12 protein-coding genes are annotated in these 19,702 nt (G+C 36.2%); 8 read left to right on the top strand and 4 right to left on the bottom strand.

Annotation, left to right across the window (positions count from 1 at the left end; all coding sequences use genetic code 11):
• Positions 1 to 223: 223 nt before the first annotated feature.
• Positions 224 to 739 carry a glutathione peroxidase gene (locus ACFOWA_RS05120; protein ID WP_378982430.1) on the bottom strand — a complete coding sequence of 172 codons (516 nt, stop codon included), beginning with the start codon at positions 737 to 739 and terminating at the stop codon, positions 224 to 226.
• A gap of 1,296 nt (positions 740 to 2,035) precedes the next feature.
• On the opposite strand from ACFOWA_RS05120, the gene topA reads away from it, so the two are divergent.
• Together topA and ACFOWA_RS05110 are read left to right on the top strand one after the other, a co-directional pair.
• The gene (gene topA, locus ACFOWA_RS05115; protein ID WP_378982428.1) at positions 2,036 to 4,600 is read left to right on the top strand and encodes a type I DNA topoisomerase; all 2,565 of its coding nucleotides are present in this window, start codon (positions 2,036 to 2,038) and stop codon (positions 4,598 to 4,600) included.
• 142 nt (positions 4,601 to 4,742) lie between these two features.
• Positions 4,743 to 5,147 (top strand): hypothetical protein, encoded by a 405-nt coding sequence (locus tag ACFOWA_RS05110; RefSeq protein WP_123206322.1) that lies wholly within the window; start codon positions 4,743 to 4,745, stop codon positions 5,145 to 5,147.
• Positions 5,148 to 5,295: 148 nt separating this feature from the next.
• Here ACFOWA_RS05110 and ACFOWA_RS05105 read toward each other — a convergent pair whose 3' ends face one another.
• On the bottom strand, positions 5,296 to 5,718 hold the full coding sequence (locus ACFOWA_RS05105; RefSeq protein WP_378982426.1) for a nuclear transport factor 2 family protein: 423 nt from the start codon (positions 5,716 to 5,718) through the stop codon (positions 5,296 to 5,298).
• Positions 5,719 to 5,945: 227 nt separating this feature from the next.
• Here ACFOWA_RS05105 and ACFOWA_RS05100 point away from each other — a divergent pair, with 227 nt between their 5' ends.
• Together ACFOWA_RS05100 and pbpC are read left to right on the top strand one after the other, a co-directional pair.
• Positions 5,946 to 11,540 (top strand): alpha-2-macroglobulin family protein, encoded by a 5,595-nt coding sequence (locus ACFOWA_RS05100; protein WP_378982424.1) that lies wholly within the window; start codon positions 5,946 to 5,948, stop codon positions 11,538 to 11,540.
• A gap of 117 nt (positions 11,541 to 11,657) precedes the next feature.
• The gene (gene pbpC / locus ACFOWA_RS05095; protein WP_378982422.1) at positions 11,658 to 14,036 is read left to right on the top strand and encodes a penicillin-binding protein 1C; all 2,379 of its coding nucleotides are present in this window, start codon (positions 11,658 to 11,660) and stop codon (positions 14,034 to 14,036) included.
• 293 nt (positions 14,037 to 14,329) lie between these two features.
• On the opposite strand, the gene ACFOWA_RS05090 is transcribed toward pbpC, so the two are convergent.
• Together ACFOWA_RS05090 and ACFOWA_RS05085 are read right to left on the bottom strand one after the other, a co-directional pair.
• Positions 14,330 to 15,022, bottom strand: a complete 693-nt coding sequence (locus ACFOWA_RS05090) for a lysoplasmalogenase (protein ID WP_378982420.1) — start codon at positions 15,020 to 15,022, stop codon at positions 14,330 to 14,332.
• Positions 15,012 to 16,229, bottom strand: a complete 1,218-nt coding sequence (locus ACFOWA_RS05085) for a sterol desaturase family protein (protein WP_378982418.1) — start codon at positions 16,227 to 16,229, stop codon at positions 15,012 to 15,014. The genes ACFOWA_RS05090 and ACFOWA_RS05085 overlap by 11 nt, the downstream gene beginning before the upstream one ends.
• A 124-nt stretch (positions 16,230 to 16,353) precedes the next feature.
• Here ACFOWA_RS05085 and ACFOWA_RS05080 point away from each other — a divergent pair, with 124 nt between their 5' ends.
• From ACFOWA_RS05080 to ACFOWA_RS05065, 4 genes are all read left to right on the top strand, one after another.
• Positions 16,354 to 16,716 (top strand): response regulator, encoded by a 363-nt coding sequence (locus tag ACFOWA_RS05080; RefSeq protein WP_378982416.1) that lies wholly within the window; start codon positions 16,354 to 16,356, stop codon positions 16,714 to 16,716.
• Between the two features lie 10 nt (positions 16,717 to 16,726).
• Entirely contained in the window at positions 16,727 to 17,356 is a 630-nt protein-coding gene (locus ACFOWA_RS05075; RefSeq protein ID WP_378982414.1) for a hypothetical protein, read from the top strand.
• Between the two features lie 224 nt (positions 17,357 to 17,580).
• Entirely contained in the window at positions 17,581 to 18,954 is a 1,374-nt protein-coding gene (locus tag ACFOWA_RS05070; RefSeq protein WP_378982412.1) for an exonuclease domain-containing protein, read from the top strand.
• 270 nt (positions 18,955 to 19,224) lie between these two features.
• Complete coding sequence (locus tag ACFOWA_RS05065; protein ID WP_378982410.1) at positions 19,225 to 19,641, top strand: VOC family protein; 417 nt, start codon at positions 19,225 to 19,227, stop codon at positions 19,639 to 19,641.
• The last annotated feature ends 61 nt before the right edge of the window (positions 19,642 to 19,702 follow it).

The raw sequence follows: 19,702 nt of genomic DNA, 5'->3' as shown, positions 1-19,702 counted from the left end.
TTAAGCTGTTGAACTATAAAAAAAGGTAAAATGGGAAATTTAATTTCCCATTTTACCTTCAATTCCAATTTTAGATGTACAAAGTCATTCCATTTTCCATCTCACATTTTCCATTTTCCATTTCCCATCATATATTTTATCTTCAATTCTAATTTTAGATGTACAAAGTCATTCCATTTTACATCTCACATTTTCCATTCCACCTTCCCCATCTTCCATCTATTTAAAGGTTTTTTACAATTGCCTCATCCATAGGCTTTGTTTTAGAACGGAAACGGTGTACCAACTCTCCTTTTTCGTTAATTAAGAATTTTTCAAAGTTCCATTTAATATCGCCTTGTTCTTCTGTACCTGGCTGCGTAGTTAAGTATTTAAAAAGCGGACTAATATCATCGCCTTTAACACTTGTTTTTTCTGCCATTAAGAAAGAAACGTTATATTTTCCTGTGCAAAATTCTTTAATTTCTGCATTGGTAGAAAACTCTTGTCCACCAAAATTACCTGCTGGGAATCCGATTAAAACCACTTTTTTACCGTATTGCTTTTGAAGTTTCTCTAAATCTTCATATTGTGGCGTAAAGCCACATTTAGAAGCGGTATTAACAATCATAATTTTTTTGCCTTTAAATTTAGATAGCTTTACTTCTTTGCCATCGATGGTTTTAAAGCTAAAATCGTAAACGTTTTTTGGTGGGTTTGGAACCAAAAAGTTTAATAGAATAAGGATAGTGTTTATCATTGCTTTTTATTTTTATATACGAATATAGGCACAAATAGTTTTCGCAAACGTAAGGTTGATGTAAAATATAAAATGAGAGATAGAAATAAGACTTGTTTTTTTCTATTTGTAAGTCTGAGTTTATCGAAGATTCATTAAAAATAACTTGCAGAGGGCCGCTTAATAGAGAATTGATATTTGATATTTTTTAAAAAAAATTTGGAAATGAAAGTTAGTAGCTTTTCGCTTTCAGTAGCCCCGCTTTCCCTCCTGCCATGAAAAATGGCATCCGTACAATCGGGTTTAAAAATTGAGTTTAGTATTTCAAACCGCAGGTTTTATTATAAGTTTCTTTTATTCATGCGTTGGCTAAAGCCAACGACAATGAATAGCAAAGTAGAATTATTTCTGAAGTCAAATTGCTATGCTCACATCTAAGATATATGGAGATATTACTTTTATATACATTCTTTCTATAGAAACAACAACACCTAGATATTTCCACCATTCATTTGATTGTCGTTAGTTTCAACCAACGGACTGGTTAATTTGCCATCATGCTATTAAACTCGATTGCAATGAAAAGCCCAAATTCTTCATCGGACTCGTAATGCAAAGCGGGACTAAAGACCGTCAAAAGGTAGTGCCTTTTCATTTCCAATTCATTGTCAAATGGTTTAAAATATTCCAGGCGTTCTATAATTTAGCAGCGCAGGGCTTGTGCAAGAAACTAAATTGGTTCCCGTTTTACGCTTTAATCGCTAACAGCCGAAATGGATGTTGCTTCGTGTTCGCTTCAACCAGGGCTATTTTGCCATGTAGTGTTTCATTTTATGGGGTTGCGAAATGCACAAACCATTGTTCATAAACCCGATTAAAATGAAAAGCCCCAATTTTTCATTGGGCTTGTAATGCAAAGCGGGACTGAAGACCGCCAAAAGATACTGACCTTTCATTTCCAAAAAAAATCAAACTGATTTAAATATATCAAGCGATTTTAATTTAGCAGCCCAAGCCTTGTGCATCAATCCAAGCGATGAAATAAAACATTTTTACATTTACCGAAAGAAGTTAGAAAAAGATTGTAACGAAAAGCGGGACTGACATACAAAAGAAAACTTCAAATGCTTTCCGTTTAATTATTTATTTCAATCTTTAATCTATAACAATACATCTAAAAGCGAGGGCGAAAATATATCCTACTATTCAAAAAACTACCTCGATTATTCAAAATTGAAATAAAAAATATGTATTAAATTTTAATCATGTTTGGATTTATACTTTAATTATAGCTTTATTTGCACAAAATCGTATTTCATGGCTAAAAACTTATTAATCGTCGAGTCACCCGCAAAAGCAAAAACCATAGAGGGCTATTTAGGAAAAGATTTCCTTGTGAAATCTAGCTATGGCCACATTCGGGATTTGGCAAAAGGCGATATGGCCATCGATATTAAGAACAATTTCGCCCAAACCTATGAGGTGCCAGCTGATAAAAAAAGCATGGTTGCCGAATTGAAAAAACTAGCGAAGGAAGCCGAAATGGTATGGCTAGCCTCCGATGAAGACCGCGAAGGAGAAGCCATTTCTTGGCATTTATTCGAAACTTTAGGACTTAAAGCAGAAAAAACAAAACGTATTGTTTTCCATGAAATTACAAAACCAGCAATTCTAAAAGCGATTGATAGTCCGAGAGATATAGATTATAATTTAGTTAATGCACAACAAGCTCGCCGTGTTTTAGATAGATTAGTGGGTTTTGAGCTCTCTCCAGTTTTATGGAAAAAAGTAAAACCATCGCTTTCTGCAGGTCGAGTACAATCTGTTGCGGTTCGTTTAATTGTTGATAGAGAAAGAGAAGTACAGCAATTTAATGCTGCAGCTGCTTATAAAATAACGGCACAATTTTCTACCGGAAAAGGAAGAGAAATTGTAAAAGCAGAATTACCGCAACGTTTCGATAGCGAAATTGATGCAGAAAAATTTCTTCAGGATTGTGCAAATGCAAAGTTTGATATTACAAGTTTAGAAACTAAACCAGCAAAACGTAATCCGGCTGCACCATTTACAACTTCAACTTTACAGCAAGAAGCTTCACGCAAATTGGGTTTCCCGGTTGCGAGAACCATGCAGGTTGCTCAAAGGTTATATGAAGCTGGAAAGATTACCTATATGAGAACGGATTCGGTAAATTTATCGGAAACCGCTTTAAACGCTGCAGCTGCAGAAATTAAATCAGCTTATGGCGATAAATACCATCATCAAAGGGTTTACAGAACTAAATCTGCTGGTGCGCAGGAAGCTCACGAAGCCATTCGCCCTACTTATTTCGACAGGCATACAGTTGATGGCGATATTTCGGAAAAACGACTGTACGACTTAATCTGGAAACGTTCTATTGCATCGCAAATGAGCGAGGCTTTATTTGAAAAAACAACTGCTCAAATCACTGCGTCAGCCCGTAAAGAACATTTAGTTGCGGAGGGCGAAGTTTTGAAATTTGATGGTTTTTTGAAAGTTTATTTAGAATCAACAGATGAAGAAGAAGGCGAAGAAAAAGAAGGCGGTTCTATCCTACCGCCCTTAGCAAAAGGACAAGAATTATTTTTAAATGAAATGCAGGCAACGGAACGTTATTCTCGTCCGCCGGCAAGATATACAGAGGCCAGTTTAGTTAAAAAGTTAGAAGAATTGGGCATTGGCCGCCCTTCTACTTATGCTCCAACCATCTCTACGGTTCAAAATCGTGGATATGTGGTTAAAGAAGATAGAGACGGTAAACCACGTAAATTTACTGCCATTGTTTTAGCTAACGGAACAGTTAAAAAAGATATAAAAACGGAAATTTCTGGCGCCGAAAAGCAAAAACTTTTCCCTACAGATATTGGTGAAGTGGTGAATGATTTTTTAGTTGAGCATTTTAAAGGAATTGTTGATTTTAATTTCACCGCTAAGGTGGAGAAAGAATTTGATGAGATTGCGCAAGGTTTGCAAGAGTGGACCAAAATGTTGCACTCATTTTATAACCCATTTCATGCAGAAGTAGAAACGACTTTAGAAACTGCCGAACGTGCTACAGGAGAACGTTTGCTGGGTTTAGACCCGGCAACGGGAAAAAACGTTTACACCAAAGTTGGTAAATTCGGTCCGCTGGTACAAATTGGCGAGCTTGATGAGGAAGAGAAACCTCGTTATGCCAGTTTAATGCGTAATCAATCTGTTGCTACCATTCAACTGGAAGATGCTCTCGAGTTGTTTAAACTTCCTTTTTCTTTACCAGATTATGAAGGCAAGGAAGTGATGGTTGGCGTTGGTCGCTTTGGTCCTTATGTAAAGTGGGGCGAAAGTTTTATTTCTCTGCCTAAAAATGAAGAGCCTTTAGCGGTTACTTATGAAAGAGCAGTAGAAATTATTAAACAAAAAATGGATGATGACGCTCCTATTGCTCATTATCAAGGCTTAGGTGTTACGAAAGGTAAAGGTAGATTCGGTCCGTTTATTAAATGGAATGATTTATTTATCAATATTCCGGCTAAAGGCTACGATTTCGATAATTTATCTCAGGAAGATATTGATACTTTAATTGGTAAAAAAGTTGAAAAAGAGGCCAATAGATTTATTAAAACCTGGGATGAAGAGAAAATCTCTATCGAAAATGGTCGCTGGGGACCGTTCATTCGTTTCGGTAAATTGATGCTAAAATTGAGGTATAACGAAAAAACCAAACAAAAATATACACCTGAAGAATTAGCCGATGTGGATTTGGAAGTGATTAAAAAAATGATTGTAGAGCAGGTTCCAAAGGCATTCGAAACAAAGAAAAAAGCACCAGCGAAAAAGAAGGCTGTGGCGAAGAAAGCAGTAGCGGCGAAGAAAAAATAGTCCAGGATAAAGCGATTCTGACCAGGATTTAAGGATTTTAGGATTACCAAGATGTCATTGATCATCTAGTAATTTAGATATCAAAGCTTCATCCAGAGCTAATTTTCTCAATCTATTATTCACTAATTCAATTATTTAAAACTTGAAAGCGGATTTACCAGAAAATACAGTTGAAGATATCGCGATGGCCGTTGTACTCATGAGCGAAACACCAGAAGTAAAAAACTGGACTGTTTATCTCGTGAACCTTAAAAACGAGCCGATAACAAATGTTTTAATCAGCTCGAAAGGTTATGGTGAAAAAGATGGCAAGCAAGTTAAAACCTCTGTGTTAAGGCATTTCATTGGTGATATGAATGCTCAGGATTTTAAAGGTGTTGAGGCAATTGACCCTGAAGTTTTTGGTTTAACAAACGAATACTGGCTAAGTTATTATATCGGTACCACGATTTACGATAAGAAATTCATCTTCCTACCAGAAAGTATTATTGATACCAATCTAATTAAAATTCCGCTAGTTAACAGACCAGGCGTTATGATAAAATAAAATGTTAATTAGTCATTTGTTCATTAGGATGATTTTTTCAAGCTCAAAAAGTTAAGAACTAAACTCATCATCTCTGCTTAATACATTAGAGACAAGATTAGGCATAATATACAAATGACTAATGAACTAATGATACAAATGAACCAATCTAAATCGCCTTAACCGCTTGTCTGCCAAGCAACTTCCATCCTCCCTTTTCTTTGCTCCAAATAAGTAAAATATACAACTTCACATTTCCAGGTACATTTTTATCATTGGTTTTTGCATTTAAAATGTGGCGAACCAAAGCTGTTTTGTTTTGAACAACTACCGTTTGGTCGCTTAGGTTTATATCTACAAAATCAGATTCTGAAGACAACAGCGAATGCATAAATTCTTGCTTGGATTGTACCTTCCCACTCGAATGACCATAACTTAAGTCGTTTAAAATCAATTTATCTAAGGCTAAACTATCGGGAGAAACCATCAATTTGACAAGTTGGTTTACCGCATTTTCTACCGCTGGTTTTTGTGCGAAAGTGAAATTAGCGATGGTTAAAAGGCTTACAAAAATTAAAAGTTTCTTAATCATATCGGGCAGATTTGGGTTAATAGCGTAAACTTATCTAAATCGAATTAAAGGAACAAACCAAAACCGTTATTTTTCAACATAAATTATTTTGATAAGAATTTTAGTTAATTTTCATCAATTTAATATTGACTTAATTTAATGTGATGGAAATCATTCAAGCTCTAAATCCGCTGGTAGAAATTCACAACAGATAAATTATAAATGACATCTAATTAGAATCTCAATAAATGGAACAACCATCTACTTATCACTCATCATCCAAAAAGAAATTTATTTTTATTGGCTTGCTTGTCGTTTCAATTGCGGCTATTCTTTTCATTTATTTCCGACATAAAAAGAAATCGAATGAGGATAACCAAGCCTATGCAAAATACATCGAGGCGTATACTTCCGGAACCATCTCCAAAAAGAGTTTTATTCGCGTTCATTTGGCTAATGCCGCAACCGGAATGCAAGATTTAGGCAAGGCAGATTCGTGTGAACTATTTGACTTTTCACCATCTATTTCTGGTAAAACCTATTGGATTGACCCACAAACTGTAGAATTTCGTCCGGATGAAACATTAAAACCAGGAAAAGAATACGAGGCCACTTTTAAATTATCAGAGGTTTCTGCAACAGAAAAAGGTTTGGAGGACTTCGATTTTGAGTTTAAAGTAATTACACCAGGTGTAATGTTATCGCAAAATGGCTTGGTTTCGCAGAACAATACTTCACTCGATTATATGAAGTTAACTGGAGAAGTTGCAACCTCTGATGCGGAAGAAACTGCTAAAATTGAAAAAATTATAGAGTTAGATTTCGACCAAAAACTAAATGTGAAATGGCAACATAACCCTGCTAAAAACACTTCAAAATTTACAATCGATAGCATCAAGAAAAAATCAGCTGACCAAACTTTAAAAATAAATTGGGATGGAGATGCGATAGATGCTGAACAAAAAGGCGAAGAAGAAATTAGAATTCCAGCCTTAAATAAGTTCGAAATTTTAGATATGAAAGCCATTCAAGGTGAAGAAGATTATGCTTTAGTACAGTTTTCTGAGCCTATTGGTGTTGGTCAGGATTTAACCGGCTTACTTACTTTAGGTAGCTTGAGCGACTTAAGGTTTACGATAGATGCCAGTCAGGTAAAAGTTTATGCCGCTGAGGAGTTAAAAGGCGATTACACTTTAAACGTAAATAATGGTGTAGAAAACATTAATGGAAAAACTTTATCAGGCGGCAAAACGGCCAATTTGGTTTTTGAAGATAAATTACCATCCGTAACCATAGCCGGTGCCGGAACAATTCTGCCAAATTCGGGTAAACTTGTATTGCCGTTTGAGGCCATCAACCTAAAAGCTGTTGATGTTACGGTTATCAAAATTTACGAAAATAACATTCCGCAGTTTTTTCAAACCAATAGCTACAAAGATGGAAATGAGTTGCGCCGTGTGGCAAAGCCTATATTGCAAAAAACTGTCCGATTAGATGAAGACAAATCGTTAAATCTGCATAAAAAGAATCGTTTTACACTTGATTTAGATAAAATGATTCGCACCGAACCTGGTGCGATGTATCGGGTTACCATCGCTTTCAGACAAGAATACAACGCCTATAACTGTAAAGCAAATGATGAAAAGCCTGGCGAAGATAATGAGGAAAGCAGCTATTACGGTGAAGATGAAAGTTATGGCGAAAAAATTGATGAAGATGACGATTTCTGGCAACGTTACAACAATTATTATCCAAATAATTACCGTTGGGATGATAAAGACAATCCTTGCACACCATCGTTTTACACCAACCAGCGTTGGGCAAGCAGAAACCTAATTGCATCGAATATTGGCTTGGTAGCCAAACGCGGCAATGATAACAGTATGCTCATTGTAGCAACCGATTTGTTAACTGCAAAACCTTTAAGCGGAGTTAATTTAGAATTGTTAGATTTTCAGCGCCAAACTATTTTCACTACCAAAACAGATGGCGACGGTTTTGCCAGATTTGATTTAAAACGCCAGCCATTTTTATTGATTGCCAAAAATGGTTCTGAACGTGGTTACCTAAAGTTAGATGATGGAAGTTCGCTGCCTTTAAGTCGTTTTGATGTTGGTGGAGATGTAGTTCAAAGTGGGTTAAAAGGATTTATTTATGGCGAACGTGGCGTATGGCGACCAGGAGATAGCTTATTTGTTTCTTTCGTTTTAGAAGATAAATTAAAGAAACTTCCAGCAAATTATCCGGTTACAATGGAGTTCTATAATCCGAAAGGACAATTATACAAACGCTTAATCAATGGCAAACCATTAAACGGTTTCTATACTTTTAAAACCGCTACAGAAAGTACCGCTCCTACCGGAAACTGGATGGCCAAAGTAAAAGCTGGTGGAGCCACTTTCACCAAAACTTTGAAGATTGAAACGGTAATGCCCAATAGATTAAAAATTGATTTTAATGTTGGGAACAAGCCTTACTTAACTGTCGGAACTTCGGCCGCTACCCTATCGGCAAAATGGCTTTTTGGTTCACCTGCTCAAAATTTAAAAGCTAAAGTTGATGTCAACCTCAACACCACTGAAACAAAGTTTAAAGGCTTAGAAGGTTATAGTTTTGATAACCCAACGGTTAACTTCGAATCGCAAGTTAAAACAATCTTCGAGGGCACATTAAATGCTTCAGGTAGCGCACTAGTAAATACAAACCTTAATGAAAATAATACGGCTCCAGGAGTTTTAAGAGCGAATTTTACCACCAAAGTTTTTGAGCCAGGTGGTAATTTTAGTATTGATAACTTTAGCATTCCGTACCATGTTTACAATAGTTATTTAGGTGTTCGCCCAGAAAAAGGCGATAAATTAAGTGGCATGCTGGTTACCGGAAAAGACCACAAAATTGAGATTGTAAATGTAAATACCGATGGAAAATTGCTATCAGGCAGTAAAACCGTTCAGGTAGAATTATACAAAACGCAATGGCGTTGGTGGTGGGAACAGGATAACCAATATACTTATGCAAACTTCACTCAAAACCAGTACAATAAACTAGTAGAAACGCATCAGGTAAGTTTATCAAACGGTAAAGGAAGTTGGAATTTACGTGTTAATGAACCAGAATGGGGACGTTATTTAATTCTAGTTCGTGATTTAAATGGTGGGCATGTTACCGGAAAATCGGTTTATGTAGATTGGCCAGGATGGGCACAGCGTGAGCAAGGCGCAAATCCAACAGAGGCATCAATGTTATCTTTTACCGCCAACAAAGAGAAATTTACCGTTGGTGAAGACATTACTTTAACCATCCCTACGGCTAAAAATGGTAGAGCTTTGGTTTCGATTGAAAATGGCAGTCGCGTTTTAAAAACCTTCTGGATTGATACCGAAGCCGGACAAACGCAATATAAATTTAAAGCCGAGAAAGAAATGGCGCCAAATGTTTTCGCGAACATCACGCTGTTACAACCTCACGCACAAACGGTTAACGATTTACCAATCAGAATGTATGGTGCAATTCCAATTTCTGTTGAGGACCCACAAACAATTTTAAAACCAACCATAAAAATGTTGGATAAAATTAAACCTGAAACCGAAAATACCATTACCGTGGGCGAGCAAAACGGCAAGGCAATGACTTATACCATTGCTTTGGTTGATGAGGGATTGTTGGATTTAACCCGTTTTAAAACGCCAGACCCACATGGTGCATTTTATGCCCGAGAGGGACTGGGTGTTAAAACCTGGGATTTATTTGATTACGTTTTAGGCGCTTGGGGCGGAAATTTAGAACGCATTTTAAGCATCGGTGGTGATGGTAGCATCAACAAAAATCTTAATCCAGCTAAAGCAAACCGATTTAAAGCGGTGGTAAAATTTATGGGGCCATATACCATTGGTAAGGGCGAAAGTAAAACCCACAAATTTAAATTGCCACAATACATTGGTGCTGTTCGGGCAATGGTTGTTGCTGGTCAGGATGCTGCTTATGGATTTGCAGAAAAATCCGTTCAGGTGAAAAAACCTTTGATGGTTTTGGCAACATTACCTCGAGTAATTGGTCCGGGTGAAACCTTTACTTTGCCAGTTACAGTTTTTGCTACAGAGAAAAATTTAAAGAATGTTTCTGTACAACTTCAGGCCAATAATTTGATTGTTCAGGGCACAAATAAACAACAACTTTACTATAAACAAACCGGCGAGCAGATGGCGTATTTCGAGGTGAAAGCGCCAAATACGGTTGGTATTGCCAAAGTGAAAGTAATTGCCGAAAGTGGTCGAGAAAGAACAGATTATGATGTGGAAATGGACATTCGAAATCCAAATCCTTACATTACAAATGTGGTTTCTGCAACGGTTCAACCCGGACAAAAATGGGCGGTAAATTATGCTCCTATCGGGATGAATGGCACAAATTCAGGAACGTTAGAGGTTTCATCTATCCCATCGATTAACCTTAAAAAACGTTTGAGCTACCTGATTCAATACCCACATGGATGTATTGAGCAAACTACCTCAGGCATTTTTCCTCAATTGTATTTGGATAGATTAAGTCCGCTAAGTGAGCAACAAAAAGCCATGACGGAGAAAAATATTAAAGCAGGAATTACGCGGATGAAAGGTTTCCAAACCACAGATGGTGGATTGGCCTATTGGCCAGGCGATGCAAATGCTGATGAATGGGGAAGTAACTATGGCGGTCATTTTTTAGTGGAAGCACAAAACGCAGGTTATACCTTACCAGTTGGATTACTAGATGAATTATTGCGTTTCCAAAAAACCAAAGCTGCAAATTGGGCACCAAATAGTAATAACTTTTATGGTGGCGATTTATCCCAAGCTTATCGTTTATACATGCTTGCCCTGGCTAAAAAACCAGAAATGGCCGCGATGAACAGATTGAAAGCTTTTGAGTATTTGTCGGTTTCTGCAAAATGGCGTTTGGCCGCTGCATATAAGTTAGCCGGTCAAAACGATGTGGCGCAAAACATGATTCGCGGATTGGACACTTCAATACAACCTTACAAACAACTCGGCGGAACTTATGGTTCTGATGTTCGTGATGAAGCTATGATTTTAGAAACGTTAACGCTGCTGGGACAAAAAGCTAAGGCAGCAAGTTCATTGCAGCCTTTGGCTGCGAAATTGGGTGAAAATACTTGGTATAGTACCCAAACTACGGCTTACAGTTTATTGGCTATTGCGAAGTTCTGTGGCACCAATCAATCGTCAAATAAGTTGCAGTATCAATATGTGTTAGATGGGAAATCTGCACCTGTAAATTCTGGTCAGTACATAAACAGTACGGCTGTCAGCTTTAAAGGAAACACAGCATCAATAACCAATAAAGGCAATAATGTGTTGTTTGTTCGTTTGGTTTTGGAAGGTCAACCTGTTGCTGGTCAGAATAATTTCTTACCAAACCGACCTGATGTTTTGGATATGAACGTGGTTTACAAACGTTTAAATGGAAAAGCTTTAGACCCAACAACAATAAAACAAGGCACTGATTTTTATGCTGAGGTTACAGTTAAAAACCCTGGTAGAATGGGCTATTACGAACAGATGGCACTAACCCAAATTTTCCCTTCGGGATGGGAAATTATCAATACGAGAGTAAATGATAATCAAAGTATTTTGGCATCATCGCCTTTTACTTATCAGGATATTCGTGATGACAGGGTTTTCACCTATTTTAATATTCGTGAAAATGAAAGCTTAGTTTATAAAGTGTTGCTAAATGCCTCATATTTAGGGAAATATTATTTATCGGCGGTTCAGTGCGAGGCGATGTATAATAATGATATCTCTGCTACGCAGGATGGAAAATGGGTGCAGGTGGTGAAGTAGGTTGAGGCGGAGGTTAAGATTGAGAATGGAAAAAATAGTTAGTTTCATTCAAATTATAAAGAAAACAACACATATATATTGTAGTTGGAGGCTACGATTATAATTTTTATAAAATAAATGAGTAAAACACCAAAGGCAATTATTTTTACCGATATCATCTGTATCTTATTGCTTTTGGTGTTTTTATCTTTACTTCCTGCTAAACTTTTCAAATCGCCAACTTCATTTGTAATCGAAGCAAGTAACGGGAATTTGTTAAGTGCAGCAATTGCTAGCGATGGACAATGGCGCTTTCCTATCGCCGATTCTGTTCCGGTAAAATTTAAAGATTGCATTATTGCTTTTGAAGATAAGCGATTTTACAGCCATTTTGGGGTAGATTTTTTAGCCATGAGCAGGGCGATGCGTCAAAACTTTAAAGCTAAAAGTGTGGTGAGTGGCGGCAGCACCTTAACCATGCAAGTGATTCGTTTATCCAGAAAGAAAGATAGAACAGTTTGGCAAAAATTATACGAAATCATTCTCGCTTTCAGGTTAGAACTAAAATATTCGAAAGAAAAAATTATTGGTCTGTACGCAGCAAACGCACCTTTCGGAAGTAATGTTGTAGGTTTAGAAGCAGCAAGTTGGCGCTATTATGGCAGAGATGCAAAAACACTTTCGTGGGGAGAAATGGCAACTTTAGCCGTTCTACCAAACAGCCCATCGCTGGTTCATCCCGGAAAAAATTCAACGAGATTAATTAGAAAACGAAACGATTTATTAGACAAACTAGCAAAGCTAAAATACATCGACCAAAGCACGGCCAACCTTGCTAAATTAGAACCGGTTCCGGGCAAACCGCTACCCTTACCTCAAAATGCACCACATTTATTAAATCGCTTTAAGCAAGAAAGAGCTAGTTTAGCAATCAAATCGACGAGAATAACTTCGACATTGAACGAAGATATTCAACTCAAAATAAATTCAATTTTAAAACGGTACAATAACCGCTATCGAGCTAACGATATTAATAACATATCGGCTTTGGTTTTAAATGCCAAAACCGGAGATGTAGTTAGTTATGTAGGGAATATTTATCAACCAGAAAATGCAGATTTGCAAAGCCATGTTGATATGATAAAGGCACCTCGAAGTCCCGGAAGTACGTTGAAACCCTTGCTTTACGCCAGTATGCTTAACGATGGTTTTATTTTACCACATACATTGATACCTGATGTACCGACACAAATTGCAGGGTATTCGCCACAAAATTATGACTTGGGCTATGATGGCGCAATTGCTGCTGATAAAGCTTTAAGTCGCTCGTTAAATATCCCTGCCGTTAAAATGTTGCAACAATATAAATACGAGCGATTTTACGATAAGTTGAAGAAACTAGGTATTGGCACCTTAAACCAACCAGCCGACCATTATGGTTTATCGTTAATTTTAGGTGGAAGTGAAGTTACGATGTGGGATTTGGCTAACACGTACATGGGTATGGTGCGTACTTTAAACCATTTTAATACCTACAAAGGTTTATATAACCCTGCAGATTACAACCAAGCAACTTATTATAAAACAAATAAGACAGATGACAAAGATTATCAACGCAATTCGTTTTTAGACCATGGCGCTATTTGGGCAACTTTTAATGCTATGGAAGAGGTAATGCGTCCTGGTGATGAAGGTCTGTGGGAACAGTTCTCGTCATCGCAAAGAGTGGCATGGAAAACCGGGACTAGTTTTGGATTCAGAGACGCTTGGGCGATTGGTTTAACGCCAAATTATGTGGTTTGTGTTTGGATTGGCAATGCCGATGGAGAAGGCAGACCTGGTTTAGTAGGCATAGAGGCAGCAGCCCCAGTTCTATTTGATATTTTTAGATTGCTACCCAATGGCAAGTGGTTTGAAACACCTAAAACTAAGCTAAAGAAAGTTAAAGTTTGTAGGCAAAGTGGCTACAAAGCAGGCGAATCGTGCCCTGATGTAAGTGATGAACTAGTGCCTACAGCGGGCGAAAAAACAGTGATTTGCCCGTTTCATAAAACCATTCATTTAGATAGAACAGGTGCGTACCGCGTTACCGACCAATGCGAAAGCGTAAACAATATGCAACATAAAAGTTGGTTCATCTTGCCACCGGCGATGGAATATTATTATAAAATTAAAAATAGTGATTATAAAAGCTTACCCCCATTTATGAGTGGCTGCAATGTTTCTGGTGGCAACAGTGTTATGGAATTGATTTATCCAAAAAATGCAGCGACGGTTTACATTCCTTTAGAACTAGATGGCACACGAGGCAAAATTGTTTTAAACGCGGCACACAGAAATCAAAGCTCAAAAATTTATTGGCACATTGATAATGAATACGTTGCAACGACTACAAATTATCATCAATTGGCAATTAGTCCGCCGCCAGGAAAGCATACTTTAACGCTCGTTGATGAAAATGGAGAAAGATTGGTGCAAACTTTTACCGTATTGGATAAAGAGAAGAAGGGGATTTAAGGTAAAAGATTAAGTGTATCAAAGTAATTGCTAGGCAAGTTTGCATTTTATTGCCGTTGACTTTAGTCAACGGATAAAAGAGATTAATACAATGAAATTATCCTTCGTGGCTTGAATTTACTTGCAATATCTTAAGTTTTATAAACCTGATATAAGTGAAAATCCTTTTTGTTCTACCTCCCACTCATTTCTTACTACCATTCAAAAACAAAAAGATTGCAACGTTAGCAGGACTGCCCTAAACGATTAACACAGAACATTGATTTCCAAAAAATAATAATTTAAAATTGTCGTTACACCTCAGTTCGTTTTACCACAAGTTCTCTAACAACAGAGCCATAAACGATAAGATATTGAGCGAGCATGTAAGTAGCCATAATTAATACGGCTGCCTGAGGAATTGGTTGTGCGAACTTATTAACCGCCAAAATACTATCAGAAAAGAGAAAGAATAAAGACCCAAACAGTATCAATTTGAAGCTAAATATATTTACTTTTCCGAAACGATTTACCGCCATTATTGCCATAAATGAAATGATGATGGCATACATTAAAACGGGAAATTGCATGGCTCCTAAATTTGGCTGCAAGTAAAAAAACAGACCAGAACAGAAGATAGCAAAAGCCGCAATAGCCCACAAAATGAAAGGATTTTTATAATCGGGATTAGATTTATGGTCGAGAATAAATGCCCTGATGTAAAAAATATGACAAAGCAGAAATGCAATTAAACCGTATATAAAAAAGCTAGGTTTACCAGATTGCAGCATCAAAAAAACATCGCCGATTAAAGCAAAAATTAAACCTGTAAATATGCGCTTGTGAAACCTTCCTTTAAGATTTGTGCTGCTGTAAAGCCAAATTAACAAGGTAATAACAATAAAAGGTTTTGAAAAGTTACGAAGTGGAATATTATCTGATATTTCTGCAAATAATTGAATGATATAGACAAGCGCAAAAATTGAGGCAAATTGTTTAGTTTTCATTGGTAACGGAATTTGCTTTTTGCAAACTGAAGAACCAAATTACGGATATTAACTGTATGCCTGCAAATATTACTTGATAACCAATTGGAAATTTTAGAATCAAAATCAATAAAAGGCCTAGTATTAATCTTCCGTATTCAAATTTTACCAGCCATTTTTTTTGCTCTAATAGTGCGCCACAGCTTATTAAAGTAAGCATGATAAATGATGATCCTGACAGTAAAGTCATGGTTTCCATTTTGGTATAAGAAAATAAAATGAGCGAACCCGCACCCAAAGCGATAGCAAACTGAACCAAAACGTAACCAGTTAATTTGTTTTGATAGCTAGGATTATACTTTTCATAAACAGCAGAATTTATTTCTGGCGCCTGTTGAAAGCCTCCCAAATGTTCGGGAAACCAACCCGGTGGTTTTAAAAACACTTTTAATTTATCACTAAATTTAGGTGATTGCCTGGCGGTTTTTACCAAATCATCCCAATAATGAAGGTTTGCCCAAACCGGATTCCAGCTGGCTAAAGGTTTCGTGATGCCGTAATAAACTTCTTCTTCTTCCTTTTGAAAAGTACCGAAAAATCTGTCCCAAATGATTAAAGTACCAGCATGATTTTTATCGATATATTTTGGATTTGAACCATGATGAACCCGATGATGTGATGGCGTATTTAAAATATATTCTAACAAACCCATCGATTTAATTGCTCGGGTATGAATCCAAAATTGATATAATGTATTAAATGAACTCAAAGTTAAAAACATAATCGGGTCGAAACCAATTAATGCCAAAGGCAGATAAAAAACCCAGCTAAACCATCCTTGAAACCAACTTTGGCGCAGGGCAACAGTTAAATTGTATTCTTCTGATTGGTGGTGAACAATGTGTGCCGCCCAAAGCGCATTAACCTGATGGCTCATTCGGTGAAACCAATAATAAAAAAAATCTACACTGATAAATAAGATAATCCAAACCCAAATGGATTTCGGCATCTCGAAAAGTCGCCAATGTTCGAAGATATATTTGTAACCGAAAAACAAAGCCGTTTTCATAAAAATTCCGGTGAGCTGCTGCCCTATCCCTTGACTTAGATTTGCGATGCTATCATTTAGCCGATAATATCCAAGTTTTTTATAAAAGTTGTAGGCAAGTTCTATCCCGATAAGAATAAAAAATACGGGTACAGATAACGCAATGTAATCTACCTTCATTTTAAAAAGAAGTATTTGGTTAGAAATATCAGTTTACAATTTAGAAAAAAAACTGTTAAGCTGAAACATTATCTGTCTGATTTTGTATTAGCAGTATTATATAATCAAATAAGCGAAGATAAATTTGAAAAGAGTACTTATTGTTGATGATGACCCAGATATTTTAGAGGTTTTTCAGCTCGCTTTAGAAGGCGAACATTACACCGTTTACCCATTATTATCGCCTAGATTCATTTTTAAAACCATTAAAGAATTTAACCCCGATTTAATAATTTTAGATATCATGTTAAACGGAATGGATGGCAGAGCCGTTTTTAAACAACTGCGTTCCAATCCCGATACTGAGCAAATTCCAGTAATTATGGCATCTGCCAGATACGATGAAACGTATATAAATGCTCAAAAATATCATCCTGATGATTATTTAGAGAAGCCTTTTAACATTGCATTAATGTTGCAAAAAGTAAACAGATTAACCTTAAATTAAAGATAAAAAAATGAAACTAAAATTACTTACACCGATTGCTATGCTAATAATTGGATTAGCAATACAAACAAAAGCTCAAACTGGTCGTCCTGATAAGCTTTATTCAATGAGTGGAATAGGTTTTGCATTCCCGATGGGTGAAACTGCAGATTACCTAAAACCAAAATTTTCAACATCCTTAGGAGTTAATTTAGGCTTAGGCGATGGTGGTTTATTCCTATATCCAAAAGTGAGTTTACATGCATTTGAATTTAATCAAATAACGCCTGATGCTGGATATACATACACACTGCAAAAAGGTCGTGCTACAACTTACCTGTTAAATGTTGCTTTAGGATATCGTAAAATTGTTAATAAATGGGCTTTTTATGGTTTTGCTGGTGGTGGCGGCGGTTTCGTTTTAACTCCACAAGCTGGAGTTAATGCACAAACGCTTCAAGTTACGATGGATAATAAAAACAATGGAATGGGTATTGTAGAAGGTGGTGGCGGTATTGAGTATAATATTGGCGGTGCAAATTTATTTGTTGAAGCAAGTTATATGTATGGTTTCACGAAAATTCAAAACAGAGTGTTTAACACTGTTCCAATTTCAATTGGGATTAAACCAAATTTGAGTAAATTATTAAGTAAGCTTTAGCATTATATCTATAATAAAAGGCGATTGCGTTAATACGTAGTCGCCTTTTTTGTTTTATAGCGCTTTAGATTTATAAATCAAAAACTCCAAAAAATACTTTAATTAAAAAAGCTTTATATCAACCGGTAAGAGCTTACAAAAAATAAATCTACACAATAAATAATTTGCTAAGAACATTTTTATTACTAATTATTTTAGCATAGATTTGTATTCAAATTAATTGAATGTTGTACGCAGTTGTAGATATAGAAACCACCGGTGGCCATGCTTCGGCAAACGGCATAACCGAAGTCGCCATAAATATTCATGATGGTAACGAAGTTGTGGAGCGATATTCTACATTAATTAATCCACAAATTCATATCCCAATTTATATAACCGCTTTAACGGGAATTGATAACGAAATGGTAAAATCTGCACCAACTTTTGCAGATGTTGCTTTGCAAATTTATCAATTATTAAATGATAAAGTATTTGTAGCACACAACGTTAACTTCGATTATTCTTTTTTAAAACATCATTTGGCAGCTGCTGGTTACAATTTACAATGTAAAAAACTATGTACTGTTAGAATGAGCAGAAAGATTTTCCCGGGTAAGGTTTCTTACAGTTTAGGAAAATTATGTAGCTCGTTACAAATTCCTCTTCAAAGTAGGCACCGGGCGGCAGGTGATGCGGATGCAACAAGCTTACTTTTTAATTTGCTACAGCTACATGATGTAGATGGAGTAATTTTTGAAATGCTAAAAAAAACATCAAAAGAACAAGTTTTGCCGCCTCATTTGGATAAAACAGCAGTTACAAGATTGCCAAATCAACCGGGGGTTTATTATTTCAAAGATAATAAGGGCAAAATTATTTATGTTGGAAAAGCTAAGGATTTAAAAAAACGGGTTATAAGTCATTTTACCGGGAATAAGCCAAATAGACAGCGTCAAGACTTTTTAAAAAACATCTATAATATAGATTACGTAGTTTGTGGAACGGAATTGATGGCATTAATTTTAGAAGCCAATGAAATAAAACGACTGTGGCCAGAAAACAACCGTGCTATGAAGCGCTACGAACACAAATACGATTTATGCGTTTTTGAAGGTCAGAATGGTTATTTACGCTTGGCGATTGATAAACATAAAACAAATAGCAAGCCTCTACAAAGCTTTAATAACTTGCTTGAAGGTTATAATTTTTTAAACCATTTAATTAATACATATCAACTCTGCGCAAAATTATGTTATTTACAAAAGGCGGCTACCAAATGTACGGCACACGAAAATGGACAATGTTTTGGTACCTGCAGTGGCATTGAAACTGTCGCCATTTACAACAAACGTTTAAACGCCGCACTTGAAGATATACAAAATATGCAACCTAGTTTTGCATTGGTTGATGAAGGCAGAAAAGACGAAGAACTAAGTTGCCTATTGGTAGAAAAAGGAAAATTTTATGGAATGGGTTACTTTACCGATAAAATTTATTTAGACGAAGGATTTGAACCCGTGAAAGAAAACCTCTCAACTTATCAATCAAATAGCTACATCTTAAATTTAATCCTAAGTCACGCCGAACAACATCCTCAAAAATTATATAAATTGTAGCAATTTTATGCATTGAAGACTTTCGAATAGTTGCAGTTTCGTTTGAAGAATCTAAAAAGCTTCGTATTTTAAAAAATATCATTCAGGGTAAAAAAATAGATTTTGTGCTAATAAAATCATTAGCTATTAAAAAGGAACTTGAAGAAGTTGGATATACATGTCATATTTTAACGTCAGTTCAAAAAACTTAGCCTTAATAATATCCTAAGTAAATTAATAACCTGTTTATTTTAATTTGATGGCTATATTTACGTTTATAAAATAAATATCATGACAAAAACACTTTGGATAAATCTACCGGTAGCAGATGTAAATAAATCAAAAGAATTTTTTACTAAAATCGGCTTCACTGCTAACACACAATATGGTGCGAATGAAGATTCTGCATCTTTCATCGTTGGCGAAAATGGATTAATCATCATGCTTTTCAAGAAAACAGTGTACGAGTCATTCGCAGGCACAACAGTTTCTGATAAATCATCAGGTGCTGAAGTTTTATTTTCTATAGATGCCGAAAGCGCAGAAGATGTTGACGATTTAGCAAAGAAAGTTGTAGAAGCTGGAGGTTCAATTTATGGTGAACCTGGTTATAAGGACGGTTGGATGTATGGTTGTGGTTTTATTGATTTAGATGGGCAAAGATGGAGCATTTTATATATGGATTTAAGCAAAATGCCTTTAGGCTAATCCATTCAGATTTAAACCTAGTCTTGAGTTTCCTTACATCGAATTTATGCTGACAGATACA

The organism is Pedobacter lithocola, assembly GCF_042650845.1.
GTDB lineage: Bacteria > Bacteroidota > Bacteroidia > Sphingobacteriales > Sphingobacteriaceae > Pedobacter > Pedobacter lithocola.
This window is presented reverse-complemented; position numbering and strand designations above follow the sequence as displayed.

What these genes read in the sequence shown, in the direction of transcription:
- ACFOWA_RS05120 (WP_378982430.1), bottom strand. Translation starts at nt 739, where the DNA reads ATGATAAACACTATCCTTATTCTATTAAACTTTTTGGTTCCAAACCCA.
- topA (WP_378982428.1), top strand. Translation starts at nt 2,036, where the DNA reads ATGGCTAAAAACTTATTAATCGTCGAGTCACCCGCAAAAGCAAAAACC.
- ACFOWA_RS05105 (WP_378982426.1), bottom strand. Translation starts at nt 5,718, where the DNA reads ATGATTAAGAAACTTTTAATTTTTGTAAGCCTTTTAACCATCGCTAAT.
- ACFOWA_RS05100 (WP_378982424.1), top strand. Translation starts at nt 5,946, where the DNA reads ATGGAACAACCATCTACTTATCACTCATCATCCAAAAAGAAATTTATT.
- pbpC (WP_378982422.1), top strand. Translation starts at nt 11,658, where the DNA reads ATGAGTAAAACACCAAAGGCAATTATTTTTACCGATATCATCTGTATC.
- ACFOWA_RS05090 (WP_378982420.1), bottom strand. Translation starts at nt 15,022, where the DNA reads ATGAAAACTAAACAATTTGCCTCAATTTTTGCGCTTGTCTATATCATT.
- ACFOWA_RS05085 (WP_378982418.1), bottom strand. Translation starts at nt 16,229, where the DNA reads ATGAAGGTAGATTACATTGCGTTATCTGTACCCGTATTTTTTATTCTT.
- ACFOWA_RS05075 (WP_378982414.1), top strand. Translation starts at nt 16,727, where the DNA reads ATGAAACTAAAATTACTTACACCGATTGCTATGCTAATAATTGGATTA.
- ACFOWA_RS05070 (WP_378982412.1), top strand. Translation starts at nt 17,581, where the DNA reads ATGTTGTACGCAGTTGTAGATATAGAAACCACCGGTGGCCATGCTTCG.
- ACFOWA_RS05065 (WP_378982410.1), top strand. Translation starts at nt 19,225, where the DNA reads ATGACAAAAACACTTTGGATAAATCTACCGGTAGCAGATGTAAATAAA.